13 protein-coding genes are annotated in these 17880 nt (G+C 38.3%); 9 read left to right on the top strand and 4 right to left on the bottom strand.

All coding sequences use genetic code 11. The features are described from left to right. Positions 1–8: 8 nt before the first annotated feature. Complete coding sequence (mtaB, locus tag ACFIMI_RS00425) at positions 9–1292, bottom strand: tRNA (N(6)-L-threonylcarbamoyladenosine(37)-C(2))-methylthiotransferase MtaB (RefSeq protein WP_375612759.1); 1284 nt, start codon at positions 1290–1292, stop codon at positions 9–11. After that, complete coding sequence (gene dapF, locus ACFIMI_RS00420; protein WP_375612758.1) at positions 1292–2143, bottom strand: diaminopimelate epimerase; 852 nt, start codon at positions 2141–2143, stop codon at positions 1292–1294. The genes mtaB and dapF overlap by 1 nt, the downstream gene beginning before the upstream one ends. A gap of 225 nt (positions 2144–2368) precedes the next feature. On the opposite strand from dapF, the gene ACFIMI_RS00415 reads away from it, so the two are divergent. The 8 genes from ACFIMI_RS00415 to lpdA all read left to right on the top strand — a co-directional run bounded on the left by ACFIMI_RS00415 (position 2369) and on the right by lpdA (position 13500). Continuing rightward, positions 2369–2914, top strand: a complete 546-nt coding sequence (locus ACFIMI_RS00415; RefSeq protein ID WP_375620904.1) for an AprI/Inh family metalloprotease inhibitor — start codon at positions 2369–2371, stop codon at positions 2912–2914. A gap of 98 nt (positions 2915–3012) precedes the next feature. Next, positions 3013–4212: a cell division protein ZapE gene (gene zapE / locus ACFIMI_RS00410; protein ID WP_375668172.1), complete on the top strand. Its 1200-nt coding sequence runs from the start codon at positions 3013–3015 to the stop codon at positions 4210–4212. Positions 4213–4501: 289 nt separating this feature from the next. After that, on the top strand, positions 4502–5464 hold the full coding sequence (mdh, locus tag ACFIMI_RS00405; protein WP_375628541.1) for a malate dehydrogenase: 963 nt from the start codon (positions 4502–4504) through the stop codon (positions 5462–5464). Between the two features lie 88 nt (positions 5465–5552). After that, positions 5553–6749, top strand: coding sequence for an ADP-forming succinate--CoA ligase subunit beta (gene sucC, locus ACFIMI_RS00400; RefSeq protein ID WP_375612755.1), 1197 nt, complete (start codon positions 5553–5555; stop codon positions 6747–6749). 3 nt (positions 6750–6752) lie between these two features. Further along, the gene (gene sucD, locus ACFIMI_RS00395; protein WP_375628543.1) at positions 6753–7655 is read left to right on the top strand and encodes a succinate--CoA ligase subunit alpha; all 903 of its coding nucleotides are present in this window, start codon (positions 6753–6755) and stop codon (positions 7653–7655) included. 163 nt (positions 7656–7818) lie between these two features. Continuing rightward, complete coding sequence (locus ACFIMI_RS00390) at positions 7819–10818, top strand: 2-oxoglutarate dehydrogenase E1 component (protein ID WP_375628545.1); 3000 nt, start codon at positions 7819–7821, stop codon at positions 10816–10818. A gap of 32 nt (positions 10819–10850) precedes the next feature. After that, positions 10851–12062 (top strand): 2-oxoglutarate dehydrogenase complex dihydrolipoyllysine-residue succinyltransferase, encoded by a 1212-nt coding sequence (gene odhB / locus ACFIMI_RS00385; protein ID WP_375612752.1) that lies wholly within the window; start codon positions 10851–10853, stop codon positions 12060–12062. 31 nt (positions 12063–12093) lie between these two features. Next, a complete protein-coding gene (lpdA, locus tag ACFIMI_RS00380) occupies positions 12094–13500 on the top strand; it encodes a dihydrolipoyl dehydrogenase (RefSeq protein WP_375611323.1) in 1407 nt (468 codons plus the stop codon). Between the two features lie 1141 nt (positions 13501–14641). Here lpdA and ACFIMI_RS00375 read toward each other — a convergent pair. After that, positions 14642–15880, bottom strand: a complete 1239-nt coding sequence (locus tag ACFIMI_RS00375; RefSeq protein ID WP_375612751.1) for a saccharopine dehydrogenase NADP-binding domain-containing protein — start codon at positions 15878–15880, stop codon at positions 14642–14644. Positions 15881–15935: 55 nt separating this feature from the next. Continuing rightward, positions 15936–17033 carry a carboxynorspermidine decarboxylase gene (locus tag ACFIMI_RS00370; RefSeq protein WP_375612883.1) on the bottom strand — a complete coding sequence of 366 codons (1098 nt, stop codon included), beginning with the start codon at positions 17031–17033 and terminating at the stop codon, positions 15936–15938. Positions 17034–17200: 167 nt separating this feature from the next. Here ACFIMI_RS00370 and ACFIMI_RS00365 point away from each other — a divergent pair, with 167 nt between their 5' ends. Beyond that, a complete protein-coding gene (locus ACFIMI_RS00365; RefSeq protein WP_375612750.1) occupies positions 17201–17698 on the top strand; it encodes a BA14K family protein in 498 nt (165 codons plus the stop codon). The last annotated feature ends 182 nt before the right edge of the window (positions 17699–17880 follow it).

Here is a 17880-nt window from a genome sequence, read left to right as displayed (position 1 = left end):
TCTCCTGCTCAAGCAGCGTTTAATTTTGGAGGGACAGCAATCAATTTATCGCCATCATGATCCACGATAAGGGCTTGAACAATTGTTCCTGCTTTTGCACCTTTAACTTGTACAAGAGTATAATCTTCTGTTCGTCCGATTTCATCTTTTTCAACGAGAATTGTTTGTAGACTGTTTTGTAAATGAGCAAGATGCTTTTGGTAAGCCATATCACCTGCTTTACGCAATTTTTCAGCACGCAGCTTAACTATTTTACGGTTGATTTGTGGCATACGTGCGGCAGGTGTTCCTTCTCTTGGACTAAAGGGGAAGACATGGAGATGGGTTAAATTACAATCTTTGATTAAGGCAAGACTATTTTGAAACATCTCTTCTGTTTCTGTAGGAAAACCAGCAATTAAGTCGGCACCATAAACCATTGTAGAACGTTTGGCACGCAATTCTTGGCAAAATTGAATGGCATGTTCGCGCAGATGACGCCGTTTCATCCGTTTTAAAATCATATTATCACCTGCTTGCAAAGATAAATGCAAATGGGGCATGATTCTTGTTTCATAAGCTAAAAGATTTATGAGTTCTTCGTCTGCTTCAATAGAGTCAATAGATGAGAGGCGTAATCGGGCTAAGTCAGGGACATGATGCAAAATAGCTGAAGTTAATTTTCCTAGAGTAGCTTTTCCAGGAAGATCGTGGCCATAACTTGTAAGGTCAACACCTGTAAGGACCACTTCTTGGATACCCCCACCTATCAGCTTTTTAATTTGTTCTATGACAGCACCCATGGGAACTGAACGAGATGGTCCTCGTCCATAAGGAATAATGCAAAATGTACAGCGGTGATCGCATCCGTTTTGTACCTGTACAAAAGCGCGGGTGCGCTCTTGCATTGCACTGACCATATGTGGAGCAATTTTTTGTACTTCCATAATGTCATTGATATGCACCTTTTCAGAATGATTAATACCAAAATCAGGAAGTTGACGATAAGAATGAGCGTGAAGTTTATCTTCGTTTCCTAAAACAAGATCTACTTCTGTCATTGAGGCAAAATTTTGTGCTTCTGTTTGGGCTGCACACCCTGTTACAATGATACGCGCATGAGGATTTTCACGTCTTGCTTTGCGGATAGCTTGTTTTGCTTGTCGTACGGCTTCGGCAGTGACAGCACAGGTATTAAAGATAATAGCACCATCTTTAAGTTGATCTAGCCCTGAAGAAGTACTTTCTTTGCGAATGATTTCCGATTCGTAGCTATTAAGTCGACAACCAAAAGTTACAATTTCTATTGCCATCAGGAGTGATCCTTTTTGTAACACCCTGTTAAAGGGCTTAAAAAACCACTAAAGTGATATTTAATTGGTCCTGTCATGATAATATGATCGTCTTCTCGGTAAAAAATATTAAGTGTTCCCTTTGGTAAATTTACATCAACATGGCGCTCTGTAAGTCCACGACGATAAGCAGCCACTGCACTTGCACAAGCAGCACTCCCACATGCTTGTGTTAATCCTGCCCCTCGCTCCCATGTACGTAAATTTAGACTTTTCTTTGACGTTATGCAAGCAATGGAAATATTGCACCGTTCGGGAAACAGGGGATCATATTCAAGTTTTGGCCCATATTTTTCTAATGGAATATGTTGAATATCATTTTCAACAAAAAAGATAGCATGGAGATTGCCAATGGATATGAGACAAGCGTCTTTTAGGGGACCAGCCATAATTTCTACGTGATTGGTATCAACTATTTCACGTGAAACAGGCATCTCTTTTGCATTGAAATTTGGGCATCCCATATCAACAGAAATGAGATTATCGGTTTGGTATTTTCCTTCAATAATTCCAGCGGGAGTTTCTAAATGAAATTTTTCACCAAAATTGTGATCTTTAAGCCATGCGATGACACAGCGGGTACCATTGCCACAAGCTTTAGCCATTGATCCGTCGGCATTCCATATTTCTATGCGGAAGTCGGTTTTTTTCTGGGTTGGTGTGTGGATAGCCATGATTTGATCAAAATGCATTTCAGGATCTGCCGACAAAGCAAGGATTGCTTGTGGTGTAAGAGCGTATGTGCTTTCACGCATATCAACAACAATAATTTGATTTCCAAGACCGTCCATTTTGCTAAATGGCGTTTTCATGAAACTTCTCTATTTCTAATGATTACTTATAAAAAGATATATGACTGAAAATATTATAAATTTCTAGTGTTTAATAAATATAAAATTGGGCACATAAATTATTTCTTTTAAAATAAGTGATTTTAACCTGTTTTTTTTAATTTGTTAATTTATCTTTGTAACTATAACAAATATTCGCTTAATTTTTTTGTGAACTTATTTATTGTCGTGGGAGAGAGTACAGACATGGCGTTTTCAAAAGTTTCGTTTTTCGTTGCACTATCAACTGTAATGTTTTTAGGGGGATGTTCAACAACACGGTTTGATGGTAATGACGATGGTAACGCATTAGAAGTTTTTTATCCATCTCAACAAATGACAATATTAGAAGCGTCTGATCTGTCGTCTACTTCTTCGTCGATATCTGAAGATGCAAACGCTCCGATGTATGAAAAAGGAGATTCTCAGAGCGATGGACGAATGGCTAGTCTCGAATTGCCAAGTAATGCTACTGATTTATTTCCTGCAAGTGTTGCTGGGGTGTGGAATCTTTCTATGGGAGGAAAAGTTTGCCGGATTGCAACTCCACAAACAAAGTTTGGACAAGGGTACCGTGCTGGTCCTTTACACTGTCCAGGAATTGCTTCCCAAGTGAGATCGTGGGCTGTTAAAGGAAAAAGATTATATTTTTATAATAACTCTGGACGTGTTATCCTCGTTCTTTATTCTTCAAATGTTGATCGTTTTGAGGGACGTACACTTGATGATCATCCCGTTATTTTAAGTCGTTAAATCATTTTTGATCGTTTATGACAAACTAAACTAGACGGACAGATTCTTGAAAAGTATTTGTATTTTTCATTGAGATCGGTTTGAAAAAGGTTTTTTGGATGATTCTCGTTTCAACATGTTATAAGGAGCTTGTCGCTAAAGGAGAGGTTTGTTTTGATCCCGCTCAATTAGCTATAACAGAATATTTTGATCATTTATTAAAAAAAATTGCGGAACAAAATATCTCTCATCCTTTGCCTTGGATATTTTGCTCTTTCTTTAACAGAATATTTAAAAGGAAAAAACAAAATATTTCTTGTGTTGTAAAACAAGGAGATGAAACAGGTTTTTTTCAGGGACTGTATATTTATGGTGAAGTAGGACGGGGCAAAACCATGCTGATGGATTTGTTCTTTTCTTGTTTGCCTAAAGGTCATAAAAAGCGTGCCCATTTTAATGATTTTATGGCTGATGTGCATGAGCGTATTAATTTTTATCGTCAAGCATCTGGGTGTGCAAAATTTAAACAAGATAATCCTATTTTAGCTGTTGCTGAGGATCTTGCACGAGAAGCAAAAGTACTTTGTTTTGATGAGTTTAGTGTAACGGATATTGCTGATGCTATGGTATTGGGGCGGCTTATTTCTGCTCTGTTTGATAAAGGAATTTTCTTTATTGCGACTTCAAATGTGGCGCCAGATAACCTTTATTGTAACGGTTTAAATCGTGAGCTCTTTTTGCCTTTTATTCAAGTTTTGAAAGCATATGTTCGTGTTGTTAATCTTGATGCAAAAACAGATTATCGCCTTGAAAAATCAAATCTACAACAGATGTATGTATCGCCGTTGGGGGTTCAAGCAAATGAATATATGGATCAAGCATGGACACTTGTATTGCAAGGACATAAGGAGATGTCTGATGAGCTTTCTATAAAAGGGCGCTTTATTCCTATTCCGCGCTTTGGTGCAGGATGTGCTCGTTTTGATTATGGGGATTTATGTGCAAAGCCTTTGGCCGCGGCTGAATATTTGTTATTAGGAAAGCATTATCATACGATTTTTATTGATAATGTACCGGTCATGGATGATACATGTCGTAATGAAACAAAACGGTTTATTTTGCTTATTGATATTCTTTATGAGCGCCACATACGGTTGTTTATGTCGGCAGCCGCAGGGATAGGGGATTTGTATAAAGGGCATGCGCAGATTACGGAAACATTTGAATTTCAAAGAACACAATCACGTCTTTTCGAAATGCAAAGCTACGATTATTTAAAACTTTGGGAAGAACATTTTCTTTTGAAGAAGAAGCATTGATTATACTTTTACCTTTACGTAAACTGTCAAAACAATAACTTTTTGAAATTAAAGAAATATAATAATTCTGTTGTATTTTTTTTAAATTCACTTTATCGATACATCGTGATAATTTTCTAATAGTTGTTTCAGCGGAGGGTTGTTGTTTCTGTAAGGAGATAAATTTGTAAATTTCATTTCTTTACTCCTTTTTATGATATTGTTTGAATATGGTTGAAGTCAAAAATATTCAGTATACGGACGTTGATTGGGTGTGCGCTGAATTATCTAAAAGTTAGGAAAAAATAAAATGGCACGGAAAAAAATAGCTCTCATTGGTTCAGGTATGATTGGTGGTACTTTAGCACATATTATTGGGCTTAAAGAGCTTGCTGATGTGGTCTTATTTGATATTACAGAAGGTGTGCCACAAGGTAAGGCTCTAGATATAGCCGAATCTTCTCCTGTTGATGGTTTTGATATCAGTCTAAAAGGTGCTAATGCTTATGAAGCAATTGAAGGTGCTGATGTTGTTATTGTAACAGCAGGCGTTGCGCGAAAACCTGGTATGAGTCGTGATGAACTTTTGGGCATTAATTTAAAGGTTATGGAACAAGTTGGAGCTGGAATTAAAAAATACGCTTCTTCAGCGTTTGTTATTTGTATTACCAATCCCCTTGATGCGATGGTGTGGGCATTGCAGAAATTTTCAGGTCTCCCTACACATAAAGTGGTTGGTATGGCTGGTGTTCTTGATTCAGCGCGTTTTCGTCATTTCTTATCTGAGGAATTTAAGGTCTCTATTAAAGATGTGACAGCGTTTGTTTTAGGGGGCCACGGTGATACAATGGTTCCTCTCGTGCGTTATTCAACGGTTGGTGGTATTTCTTTGCCTGATCTTATAAAGATGGGCTGGACAACACAGGGAAGAATTGATCAAATTATCCAGCGTACCCGTGATGGCGGTGCAGAAATTGTTGGTTTGTTAAAAACAGGTTCTGCTTATTATGCACCAGCAGCTTCTGCTGTTTCTATGGCTGAGGCCTACCTAAAGGATACTAAGCGTGTTGTGCCTGTTGCAGCTTATCTTTCAGGAGAATATGGGGTTAATGATACTTACGTTGGTGTTCCTGTTGTACTTGGTGCAGGTGGTGTTGAACGAGTCATTGAAATTGATCTTGATAAAGAAGAAAGAGGTGCTTTTGATCATTCAGTAAATGCGGTTAAAAAGCTTTGTGAAGCTTGTATTGCTCTTGTACCTAGTCTCAAGTAAATTGAACAAGATTTAATTCATTAAAATAAGTATTTAGAATGTTAAAACTTTAGGATTAATAAGATCCATAAAAGAAAAGGACAAATGCATGAATATCCATGAGTATCAGGCCAAACGTCTGCTTCATGAATATGGAGCACCAATTGCAAATGGTGTCGCTGTTTATTCTGTAGAGCAAGCTGAAAAATGGGCGGAAAAATTGCCCGGACCTCTCTATGTGGTTAAAAGTCAGATACACGCTGGTGGTCGTGGTAAGGGTAAGTTTAAAGAACTTGGTCCTGATGCAAAGGGTGGTGTTCGGCTTGCACAATCTGTTGAAGAAGTTGTTGCAAATGTTCAAGAAATGCTTGGAAAAACTTTGGTAACCAAACAAACTGGTCCAGAGGGTAAGCAGGTCAACCGCCTTTATATTGAAGATGGTGCCGATATTGAACGGGAGCTTTATCTTTCACTTTTGGTTGATCGTAGCGTTGGTCGAATTGCTTTTGTTGTTTCAACAGAAGGTGGAATGGATATTGAAACGGTTGCTGAAGAGACACCAGAAAAAATATTCACGCTTCCCATTGATGCTGTAGAGGGTGTTACTTCTGCTGATTGTGCAAGACTTTGTGATGCGTTGAAACTACAAAGTAGTGCGCGAGAAGATGGTGAAAAGCTTTTTCCGATTCTCTATAAGGCATTTTGTGAAAAAGATATGAGCCTTTTAGAAATCAATCCGCTTATTGTGATGAAAGATGGTCACTTGCGTGTTCTTGATGCGAAAGTTTCTTTTGATAATAATGCTCTGTTTCGTCATCCAGATATTTTAGAATTGCGCGATCTTTCAGAAGAAGATCCAAAGGAAATAGAAGCATCAAAGCATGATCTTGCTTATGTTGCTCTTGAGGGTACGATTGGTTGCATGGTTAATGGTGCTGGGCTTGCTATGGCAACAATGGATATCATTAAGCTTTATGGAGCAGAGCCAGCGAATTTTTTGGATGTTGGTGGTGGAGCATCAAAAGAAAAGGTGACAGCTGCTTTTAAAATTATTACGGCCGATCCAAATGTTAAGGGCATTTTGGTTAACATTTTTGGTGGTATTATGCGTTGTGATGTCATTGCTGAAGGTGTGGTTGCTGCTGTTCGTGAGGTTGGTTTAAAGGTTCCCTTGGTTGTTCGTCTTGAAGGTACTAATGTTGAGCAAGGTAAAGCAATTATCAATGAGAGTGGTTTGAATGTTATTCCTGCTGATGATTTAGATGATGCTGCCCAAAAAATTGTTGCAGCCGTGAAGGGAGCTTAAGCTATGTCAATTCTTGTGAATAAAGAGACAAAAGTTCTAGTTCAAGGGCTTACAGGAAAAACAGGAACGTTTCATACAGAACAGGCGCTTGCTTATCATGGTACGCAAATGGTTGGTGGCGTTAATCCTAAAAAGGGTGGAGAAACATGGGAAGGTTCAGAAGGCGAAACTCTTCCTATTTTCGCTAATGTTGCAGAAGCAAAAGAAAAAACAGGTGCAGATGCTTCCGTTATTTATGTTCCTCCTGCAGGGGCTGCTGCAGCTATTATAGAGGCTATAGAAGCTGAAGTTCGTTTAATTATCTGTATTACGGAAGGTATTCCCGTTATGGATATGGTTAAAGTGAAGGCGCGATTAGAAAACTCAAAGTCTCGTCTTATTGGTCCTAATTGTCCCGGTATTCTTACACCAAATGAATGTAAAATTGGTATTATGCCTGGTTCTATTTTTAGAAAAGGTTCTGTTGGGGTTGTCTCGAGGTCGGGAACTTTAACTTATGAAGCCGTTTTTCAAACGAGTCAGGAAGGTCTCGGACAAACAACTGCTATAGGGATTGGTGGCGATCCTGTTAAGGGCACTGAATTTATTGATGTGTTGGAAATGTTTTTAGCGGATGATGAAACCGAGTCTATTGTTATGATTGGTGAGATTGGTGGTTCTGCTGAAGAAGAAGCAGCACAGTTTTTGCAAGATGAAGCAAGAAAAGGTCGTAAAAAGCCAGTTGTTGGCTTTATTGCTGGCCGTACGGCTCCTCCAGGACGGACAATGGGACATGCTGGTGCTGTTATTTCTGGTGGTAAAGGTGGAGCAGAAGATAAAATTGCGGCAATGGAATCAGCAGGGATTCGTGTATCTTCTTCGCCATCACAGATAGGTAAGACTTTGATGTCAGTTTTGAAAGGCTAAAAGAAAGTTTCACCTGAATAAGAAAAGGTTCTTAGATTCAGGTGAAAAAGCTTGAGTATAAAAAGGTAAAACTTTTTTGAATGTTCGAATCACTGCTTGTTTGTAAGCATTTAAAGGTCAAAAAGAGATATAAGGAGACGGAATAAATGTTCCGGAGAAGTATATGGCAAGGCAGGACGAAATAAATAGCCTTTTTGCACAGACATCATTTCTTTATGGTGGGAATGCGGATTATATAGATCAACTTTATGCTCAATATGAAAAAGATCCTACCAGTGTTGATTCACAGTGGCGTGCTTTTTTTGAAGGACTTCATGATAATAAAGAGGATGTTCTTAAAAATGCTGAAGGAGCAACATGGCAGCGTGATCATTGGCCATTAAAAGCAGAGGGTGAATTGATTTCTGCTCTTGATGGTGATTGGTCTTCTCTTGAAAAATATTTTGGCGATAAATTAAAGGAAAAAGCAATAACAGGTGCTGCACAAAAGGGAAAAACTTCCAGTGAACAAGATATTATTCGTGCAACACGTGATTCCGTTCATGCAATTATGATGATTCGTGCGTTTCGAGAACGGGGACATCTTCATGCGCAACTTGACCCTCTTCAATTGGCCGAAAAACAAGAAGATTATAAGGAACTTTCTCCAGAAGCTTATGGTTTTACTCCAGCTGATTACGAGCGTCCCATTTTTATTGATAATGTTTTAGGGTTGGAATATGCAACTATTCCGCAAATGCTTGAGATTCTCAATCGTACCTATTGTTCAACAATCGGTGTGGAATATATGCATGTTTCTGATCCGGTTCAGAAAGTATGGCTTCAAGAACGCATTGAAGGGCGAGATAAAAAAAATTCTTTCACACAACAAGACAAGAAAGCTATTCTGAATAAGCTTATTCAGGCAGAGGGATTCGAACAGTTTTTAGACACTAAATATAAAGGTACAAAGCGTTTTGGACTCGATGGTGGTGAGGCGCTGATTCCCGCTCTTGAACAGATTATCAAATGTGGTAGTGCTTTGGGGGTTAGGGAAGTTATTTTAGGAATGGCACATCGTGGTCGTTTAAATGTTCTTTCACAAGTTCTTGCCAAACCGCATAGGGCTATTTTTCATGAATTCAAAGGGGGATCTTACAAGCCTGATGATGTGGAGGGATCCGGTGATGTCAAATATCATTTGGGAACTACCGCTGATCTGGACTTTGATGGTAAAAAAGTTCATTTATCGCTGTTAGCCAATCCATCTCATCTTGAGATTGTTGATCCGGTTGTCATGGGAAAAGCACGTGCTAAACAAGATCAACTTATGGGACCTGCGCATACTGATTTACTCCCATTAAGTGAGCGTTCAAAAGTGATGCCATTGCTTATTCATGGTGATGCCGCTTTTGCAGGACAAGGCGTTATCCAAGAAACTTTTGGTCTTTCAGGTCTTAAAGGTTATCGTGTTGCAGGCTCACTTCATGTTATTATCAATAACCAGATTGGTTTTACAACATCTCCACGTTTTTCACGTTCTTCGCCTTATCCATCAGATGTCGCAAAAATGATTGATGCACCAATTTTCCATGTGAATGGTGATGATCCTGAGGCGGTTGTTTTTGTTGCCAAAATAGCAACAGAGTTTCGCCAAATTTTCCATAAACCAGTGGTTATTGATATGTTTTGTTATCGCCGTTATGGGCATAATGAAGGTGATGAACCTTCCTTTACGCAGCCGCTTATGTATAAAGCAATTCGTAATCATAAAACAACACTTCAACTTTATAGTGACCAATTGGTAGCAGAAGGAATGATTTCTTCAGAAGAGATTGAGCAACAAAAAAAATTATGGCGCGATAAGCTTGAAGGTGAACTTGAAGCGAGTGCTTCTTATAAGCCTAATAAGGCTGATTGGCTTGATGGAAGCTGGACGGGACTCAAAGCTTTTAGTAGTTCTGATGAGCAGCATTCTAGAGCAACCGGTGTTGAAGTAAAAACTTTAAAGGAAATTGGTCAGAAAATTGTTGAAATTCCGGCGAATTTTCACGTTCACAAAACCATTCAACGTTTTTTAAATAATCGTGCTAAAATTTTTGAAACCGGTGAGGGTGTTGACTGGGCAACCGCTGAAGCTTTAGCCTTTGGTTCACTTTGTTTGGAAGGTGCACCGGTTCGTCTTTCCGGTGAAGATGTTGAACGGGGAACTTTTTCACAACGTCATTCAGTTCTTTATGACCAAGAAAATGAGGCGCGTTATATTCCTTTGAATCATTTACAAAAGGGGCAAGCGCTTTATGACGTTGTTAATTCTATGCTTTCTGAAGAAGCTGTTCTTGGTTTTGAATATGGATATTCTCTTGCTGAACCACGAGGATTAACACTTTGGGAAGCACAATTTGGTGATTTCTCTAATGGTGCACAGGTCATTTTTGATCAATTTATTTCATCCGCAGAGCGTAAGTGGCTTCGTATGTCTGGTCTTGTGTGTTTATTGCCTCATGGTTTTGAAGGGCAAGGGCCGGAGCATTCTTCTGCACGTTTAGAACGGTTTCTTCAACTTTGTGCGGAAGATAATATGCAGGTTGCTAATTGTACAACCCCTGCAAATTATTTTCATATTTTGCGTCGACAAATTAAGCGTGATTTCCGGAAGCCATTGATTTTGATGACACCGAAATCACTTTTACGTCATAAGAGAGCTGTTTCTTTTCTCAATGAAATGGGGCCAGAAACAAGTTTTTGTCGTGTGTTGCTTGATGATGCAGAATGTCTCAGAGATTCTGTCATTAAGTTGCAAAAAGATAATAAGATTCGCCGTGTCGTTCTTTGTACTGGTAAGGTTTATTACGACCTTTATGAAGAACGTGAAAAAAGGGGTATTGATGATGTTTACCTCCTTCGTGTTGAACAGCTTTATCCTTTCCCTGCAAAAGTTTTGGTGAATGTATTATCGCGCTTTTTGCAGGCGGAAGTTTTTTGGTGCCAAGAGGAACCAAAAAACATGGGGGCTTGGTCATTTATTGAGCCTTATTTGGAATGGGTTTTGACGCATATTAATGCGCAATATTCACGTGCTCGTTATGCAGGACGTCCTGCGAGTGCGTCACCGGCCTCTGGGTTAATGGTGAAACACCTTGAACAACTGGCTGCGTTTCTTAAAGACGCGTTAGGTTCTTAATTTATTACTACTCTGATGTATGGAAAAATATTATGACTACTGAAATTCGTGTTCCTACTTTGGGCGAATCGGTTACCGAAGCAACGGTTGGCAAATGGTTTAAAAAACTTGGCGAAGCTGTCGCTATGGATGAGCCTTTGGTTGAATTAGAAACTGATAAGGTAACCGTTGAAGTTCCTTCTCCTGTTGCTGGGAAATTATCTGAAATCATTGCAAAAGAAGGCGATACGGTTGAAGTAAATGCTCTTTTAGGAGTGGTGAAAGCTGGAGAAGCTGGTATCTCCCAATCACTTTCACCTTCTGCTACACTTGTTCCAGCGGCTTCATCTGAATCGGAGAAGCCTGCTTTGAGCAGTGCAATGCCTCCTTCTCCTTCAGCAGCAAAATTGATGGCTGAAAATAATGTTGCAAAAAGCGATATTTCAGGTTCTGGAAAACGTGGACAAATTCTTAAAGAAGATGTTCTTGGTGGATTAAAACAAAGTACAAATGCTCCTACACCCTCTTCTTCTGCGACGAGTTCTTCGGCACCTCCTGTCCAAGAAACACGTGAAGAGCGGGTTCGTATGACGAAATTGCGTCAAACAATTGCTCGCCGTCTTAAAGATGCACAAAATGTAGCAGCAATGTTAACCACATTTAATGAGGTTGATATGTCAGCGGTGATGGATTTGCGCAAGCGTTATAAGGATCTTTTTGAAAAGAAACATGGTGTTAAGCTTGGTTTTATGGGTTTTTTTACCAAGGCTGTTTGTCATGCATTAAAAGAACTTCCTGCTGTTAATGCAGAGATTGATGGGACAGATATTGTTTACAAAAACTATGTCAATGTTGGAATTGCTGTTGGAACGGATAAAGGGCTTGTTGTTCCAGTGGTGCGAGATGCAGATCAAATGTCATTGGCAGAGATTGAAAAAGAGATTGGTCGTTTGGGGCGTCTTGCGCGTGATGGAAAATTAGCCGTTTCTGATATGCAGGGCGGAACTTTTACCATTACCAATGGTGGTGTGTATGGATCGTTGATGTCAACACCGATTTTGAATGCACCACAATCTGGTATTTTGGGAATGCATGCGATTAAAGAGCGAGCAATGGTTGTTGAGGGTCAAGTTGTGATCCGCCCCATGATGTATTTAGCGCTTTCTTATGATCACCGTATTGTGGATGGGCAAGAAGCTGTGACTTTCCTTGTGCGTGTTAAGGAAAGCTTAGAAGATCCGGAACGCCTTGTTCTTGATTTGTAAAATACAGTTTTCAGGATGAAAGGAGAAACGGATGTCTTATGATGTGGCTGTGATCGGAGCGGGTCCAGGTGGTTATGTAGCAGCAATAAAAGCGGCGCAACTGGGACTTAAAGTAGCAATTATTGAAAAGCGTACAACATTAGGAGGAACATGTCTCAACGTTGGTTGTATTCCTTCTAAAGCGTTGCTGCATGCTTCAGAAGTGTTTTCTGAAACCCAGCATGGTTTTGAAACGCTTGGTATTTCTATTGGTAAATCTAAGCTTAATCTTGAACAAATGATGGTTCATAAGAAAGCTGTGGTGACAGCCAATACGAGTGGTGTTTCTTTTTTGATGAAAAAAAATAAAGTTGATACTTTTTTTGGGACAGCCAAAATTTTGAGTGCGGGTCATGTGGAAGTTGTTGCCAGAGATGGTAATAAACAAACAATTGAGACAAAAAATATTATTATTGCTACCGGTTCAGAGAGTTCAGGCATTCCAGGGGTGAATGTTGAAATTGATGAAAAGACTATTGTTTCTTCTACGGGAGCTCTTTCACTTGAAAAAGTACCAACGCATATGATTGTAGTAGGTGCTGGTGTCATTGGTTCAGAACTTGGATCAGTTTGGAGCCGTTTAGGTGCTAAGGTGACCATTATTGAGTATCTTAATAAAGTTTTGGGCTCAATGGATGGTGAAGTTTCACGGCAATTTCAGAAATTAATGGAAAAACAGGGGATTGAATATAAAACGGGTGCAAAGGTAACAGCTGTTACACAATCTGGCTCAACTGCTCAGGTGAGCTTTGAATCTGTCAAAGGTGGTGAATCTGAAACTTTAGAGGCTGATGTTGTGCTTATTGCTACTGGACGTTCTCCTTATACAGAGGGGCTTGGATTACAAGAGGCTGGTGTTCAGTTAGATGAACGCGGATTTATTGCAATTGATGCTCATTGGCAGACGAATGTTCCAGGAATTTATGCGATTGGTGATGTCGTAAAAGGACCAATGCTAGCACATAAAGCAGAGGAAGAAGGCGTTGCTGTGGCAGAAATTTTGGCAGGTCAAAAAGGGCATGTTAATTTTGATGTTATTCCTAGTGTTGTTTATACACAGCCGGAAATTGCGAGTGTAGGAAGGACAGAAGAAGAGCTAAAAACTGCTGGTATTGAATATAATGTTGGCAAATTTCCTTTTATGGCCAATGGTCGTGCACGTGCAATGCAAAAGAGTGATGGGTTCGTTAAAATCCTTTCTGATAAAAAAACAGATCGGGTATTAGGGGGGCATATTCTTGGATTTGGTGCTGGTGAAATGATCCATGAAATTGCAGTTTTAATGGAATTTGGAGGTTCATCAGAAGATCTGGGACGTTGTTGCCATGCACATCCTACCTTATCAGAAGCCGTGCGTGAGGCAGCTTTGGCAACATTTGCTAAACCACTTCATATTTAAAAAGCTTTTAAAAAGTAAATTTTAAAAGGCACATGAGGCAGAAAATATTTGTGAAGCATGCAACAACATTTTAAAACTTTAAAAAAGAATATAACCAATTGTATTGAAATGTTCCATTTGTTGTATGCTTTTCGATAATTACTGTTTTAGATATCTGTTGTGCAGTTTTGATTGATTATTCTGTTGTGCACTATCGTTTAGAGCGGTGGTGTTTAGTCTATGTAAAGTTTTATATATGGGGTAGTTTTTATACTGTTATAAAATATTTAAGATAGGATTCTGAGCCTATCTGGGTGCTTTGTGTTAAGAAGACATCTCTCAAAATGCTCAAATCTACTTCGCGAGGGTGTTCGTGAATGGTATAGCTGTAAAAGTTCCTCTTGAAATATATGAAATTCATTCAAACTGTTATAAGACCTATTGTGCACCATCATCTTTATGTTTAGTAAAAGTACACGCTGGCATTATAATACACTTTTTCAGTTCTTAATATTGCTAAAGCTCTTTATTATTTGAGAATTTTCATAAGAGAATTTTTATTCTGTTCTTTTATCATTTTACCTCACACGCTCGTTTTGTTTGTGATGTGCAGACAAAAGATTTTAATTACTTCAATGTGAGAGAGTTTGTGATTAAGAGAATTTTACAGTATTCAGCGTTATGAATCAAGTTGAAAATGATGATTTATTGTTATAAATCAAATCGTTATATATGAAGAGGGAAGTCAAAAGGAATTCACTCAAAGAAATTGAATTGTTTAATGATTGGTGTAGGTTAAGGATCTTTGTCATTTAAGATGAAGAGGCGAGGAATTGAATATTCTACAAAATACCGCTCTTCTTTAAAAGAGCGGTATTTTTATATCTTTTGTTTATGACACTATCTTTTTGATGATAATGACAAGTTATACAGTGTGATTAAATTAGTTTTTTCTTCTCTGTTTTTCTTGATCATTGCTCGCTATGTCTTAAAAAGATGCTATGTCTCTTCTTTAGGGTTGTTAAGAAATCGCAATGTTGCCAAAATATAACGAATAGCTAAAATTTTTTTGAAAACCATAATTACACGAGAATATTAAGTTTGTTTTCATTGGGCAGTTTTGTGATAACTTAAAAAATCAAGCATATGCTTTCTATAGGTATTAAAATTGTAATTTTTTATCCTCTTGTTGTTCTCTTATAAAAGTGGGAAGCCCCATATGATCAAGATATTTAAGGAAAGGGTGGGGTGGTAATTCTTCCACATTGACCATAGTTTTAACATCCCATTCACCTGTGGCAATAAGAAGAGCTGTTGCCGCTGCTGGTACGCCAGCCGTATAGGAAATGCCTTGTGCCCCAGTTTCATGAAAAGCTTGTTTGTGATCGGCTATATTATAGATAAAAATTTCTCTCGGTTTTCCATCTTTTTCGCCTTTAATAAGATCTCCAATACAGGTTTTTCCTGTGTAGTCTGGGGCGAGAGAGGAAGGGTCGGGTAAGACGGCCTTTACGACTTTCAAGGGCACGACTTCTTGTCCTTCTGCTGTCTTAATGGGCTGTTCAGATAAGAGACCAAGATTTTTTAGAACCGTAAAAACAGTGATATAACGATCACCAAATCCCATCCAGAAACGGACATTCTCTACATCAAGATTTTTGGAAAGTGAATGAATTTCATCATGTCCTGTCATATAGGCTTTTTGTTTTCCCACAACGGGAAGATCCCATTCATGGCTGATTTCAAACATTTTATTGGAAGTCCATTTTTTATTTTGCCATGACCATACTTGTCCTGTAAATTCACGGAAGTTAATTTCTGGATCAAAATTTGTAGCAAACCAACGTCCATGATTTCCGGCATTAATATCAATAATATCAATATCTGTGATTTTATCAAAATAATCATCGCGCGCTAATGCTGCATAAGCATTCACTACACCTGGGTCAAAACCTGCTCCTAAAATAGCGGTTATACCAGCTTTTTCACATTCTGGACGCCGAGGCCATTCATAATTGCCATACCAAGGAGGTGTTTCACAAATTTTCAATGGGTCTTCATGAATTGCGGTATCGATATAAGCGCATTTGGTTTCAATACAAGCTGAAAGAACAGACATATTAAGAAAGGCAGAACCAACATTAATGACAATTTCGCATTTGGTCTTTTGGATGAGCTTTATAGTTTCTTCTACATTCATGGCATTGAGCGAATGGCTTTTGAGAACACCTTGCTCTTTCATTGTGTTTTTTTCTTTAATAGAAGCAATGATGGCTTCACATTTTTTGAGTGTTCGTGACGCAATATGAATTTCACCAAGAATATCATTGTTTTGAGCACATTTGTGTGCAACAACTTGTGCAACACCTCCAGCACCAATAATGAGAACATTTTTTTTCATTGTAGGTCCATCTCCCTTTTTAATACTGTTGTATGACGTTTTTTATGGTTTATCTTTATGAAAGGCTTTCCTGATAGTCGCTATAGCTGAATTGGCGTTGAAGTGTTAATGTACCATCGCACTCTTTGAGAACAATAGCAGGCATTGTAACGCCATTAAACCAGTTTTTCTTGACCATTGTATAACCTGCTGCATCCTGAAAAGACAGTCTATCGCCTATTTTAAGAGGTTTTTGAAATTGAAATGTTCCAAAAATATCGCCGGCAAGACAAGATTTTCCACAAATCATAATTTCGTGTGGTCCTTGATTAGGTTCTAATTTAGCATTTTCACGATAAATGAGAAGATCAAGCATATGTGCTTCAATTGAGCTATCAACGATGGCTAGATTCTTTTCATTATACAATGTGTCAAGAACACTGACTTCTAATGTGGTGCTTTTGGTAATAGCAGCTTCTCCTGGTTCCAGAAAAAGAGTGACACCATGAGTTTTAGAAAATTGTTTTAAGCGTTTTGCGAAAGCTTCTAGAGGATAATTTTCAGCCGTAAAATGGATTCCACCGCCAAGGCTTATCCAGTCAACAGCAGAAAAAAGTTCTGCAAATTTTTCTTCCATATACCCAAGCATTTGGTTAAAAAGATTAAAGTCAGCATTTTCACAATTGTTATGGATCATCAATCCGTTGATAAGTGGCAGAATTTCTTTGATAGCGCTTTGGTTTGTTTCTCCTAAGCGGCTAAAAGGGCGTGAGGGGTTGGCAAGATCAAAATTTGATGCGCTCATTCCTGGGTTTAACCTTAAACCTCTTTGAATGGTTTTTGTTGCATCAGAAAAGCGTTGAAGCTGTTGGATGGAATTAAAGATGATTTTATCTGCATAACCACAGGCTTCATCAATTTCATCATCTGCCCAAGCCACTGAATAAGCATGGGTTTCTTTGCCAAATTTTTCTCTTCCTAAACGTAGTTCATAAAGGGATGATGATGTGGTTCCATCCATGAACTCAGACATTAAATCAAAAACACTCCATGTGGCAAAACATTTTAAAGCAAGTAAAATTTTAGCTCCGGACATTTCCCGTAAATGAGAAATTGTTTGCATGTTTTTGATGAGTTTCGATTTGTCTATAAGATAATAGGGGGTTTTTATCATCATTTATTCATTCTTTTTTGAAGGATCTTATTGCCAAGATCAACGTTTAGTACAAAGAGTAACAGAATGTCTCAAGAAAAAAGAATCTTAAGAAAAGAATCTGTTTCTGTCTAGCAAGAGAAAGGCTTTCTGTAATTACTGTTGTTTATTATGTTGAGTTTTTTGTTATGAGTATGAAAAAAAAATTATATTATGCTTTAGCTTTTGTATTTGTTAGCATTTTTTTCATTATAACAACCACTCTTGTTAATTGGGGGCAAAATAGAAGTAACGCTAAAGCCAAACTGGTTACTCATACTTCTGTCCAAGATAGTTCGGTGCCTCTGATTTTTACGGGGCGTAGAGAACTTAATGGTTTCAAAGGTTATCGTCATTATCGGCGTGGTTATCGTAAATACAGTGATAATTGGTGGTATCCTGAAGTGGCATTTGTTACATCACCGCACTTAAGCACAAAAGGCGCATCATTAAAAGTTGTACCAGATGCTAAAAAAGTGTTTTTAACGTCTTCTTCGGAAAAATTAGAAAAAAAAGAGCCATGGATGCTTAAACAACATATTGAATCTTGCCGTGCGCGTTATCGCTCTTATAATAAAAATGATAATAGTTTTCAGCCTTTTCATGGGGGGCGTAGGCAGTGTTTATCACGCTTTTTTAAAGGATAGAAATTAAATAAAATTTTAATTGCTTCTTGTCGTGGGCGTTATTGTTCTTACAATAAAGAGAAGACTTGTGTGGTGCGCAGTATTTTCATGCAAGCATTGTTTTTTTTAAAATTTAAATGCTTTTAAGTTTTATTAAATCTTATTATCATTAAGTGTGGAATGGGGGGGGTGAGAATATAAGT

This window comes from Bartonella sp. AP4SXKL (assembly GCF_042195845.1).
Lineage (GTDB): Bacteria > Pseudomonadota > Alphaproteobacteria > Rhizobiales > Rhizobiaceae > Bartonella.
Note: the sequence above shows the minus strand (reverse complement) of the source record. Positions and strands in the feature narration are given on the sequence as shown.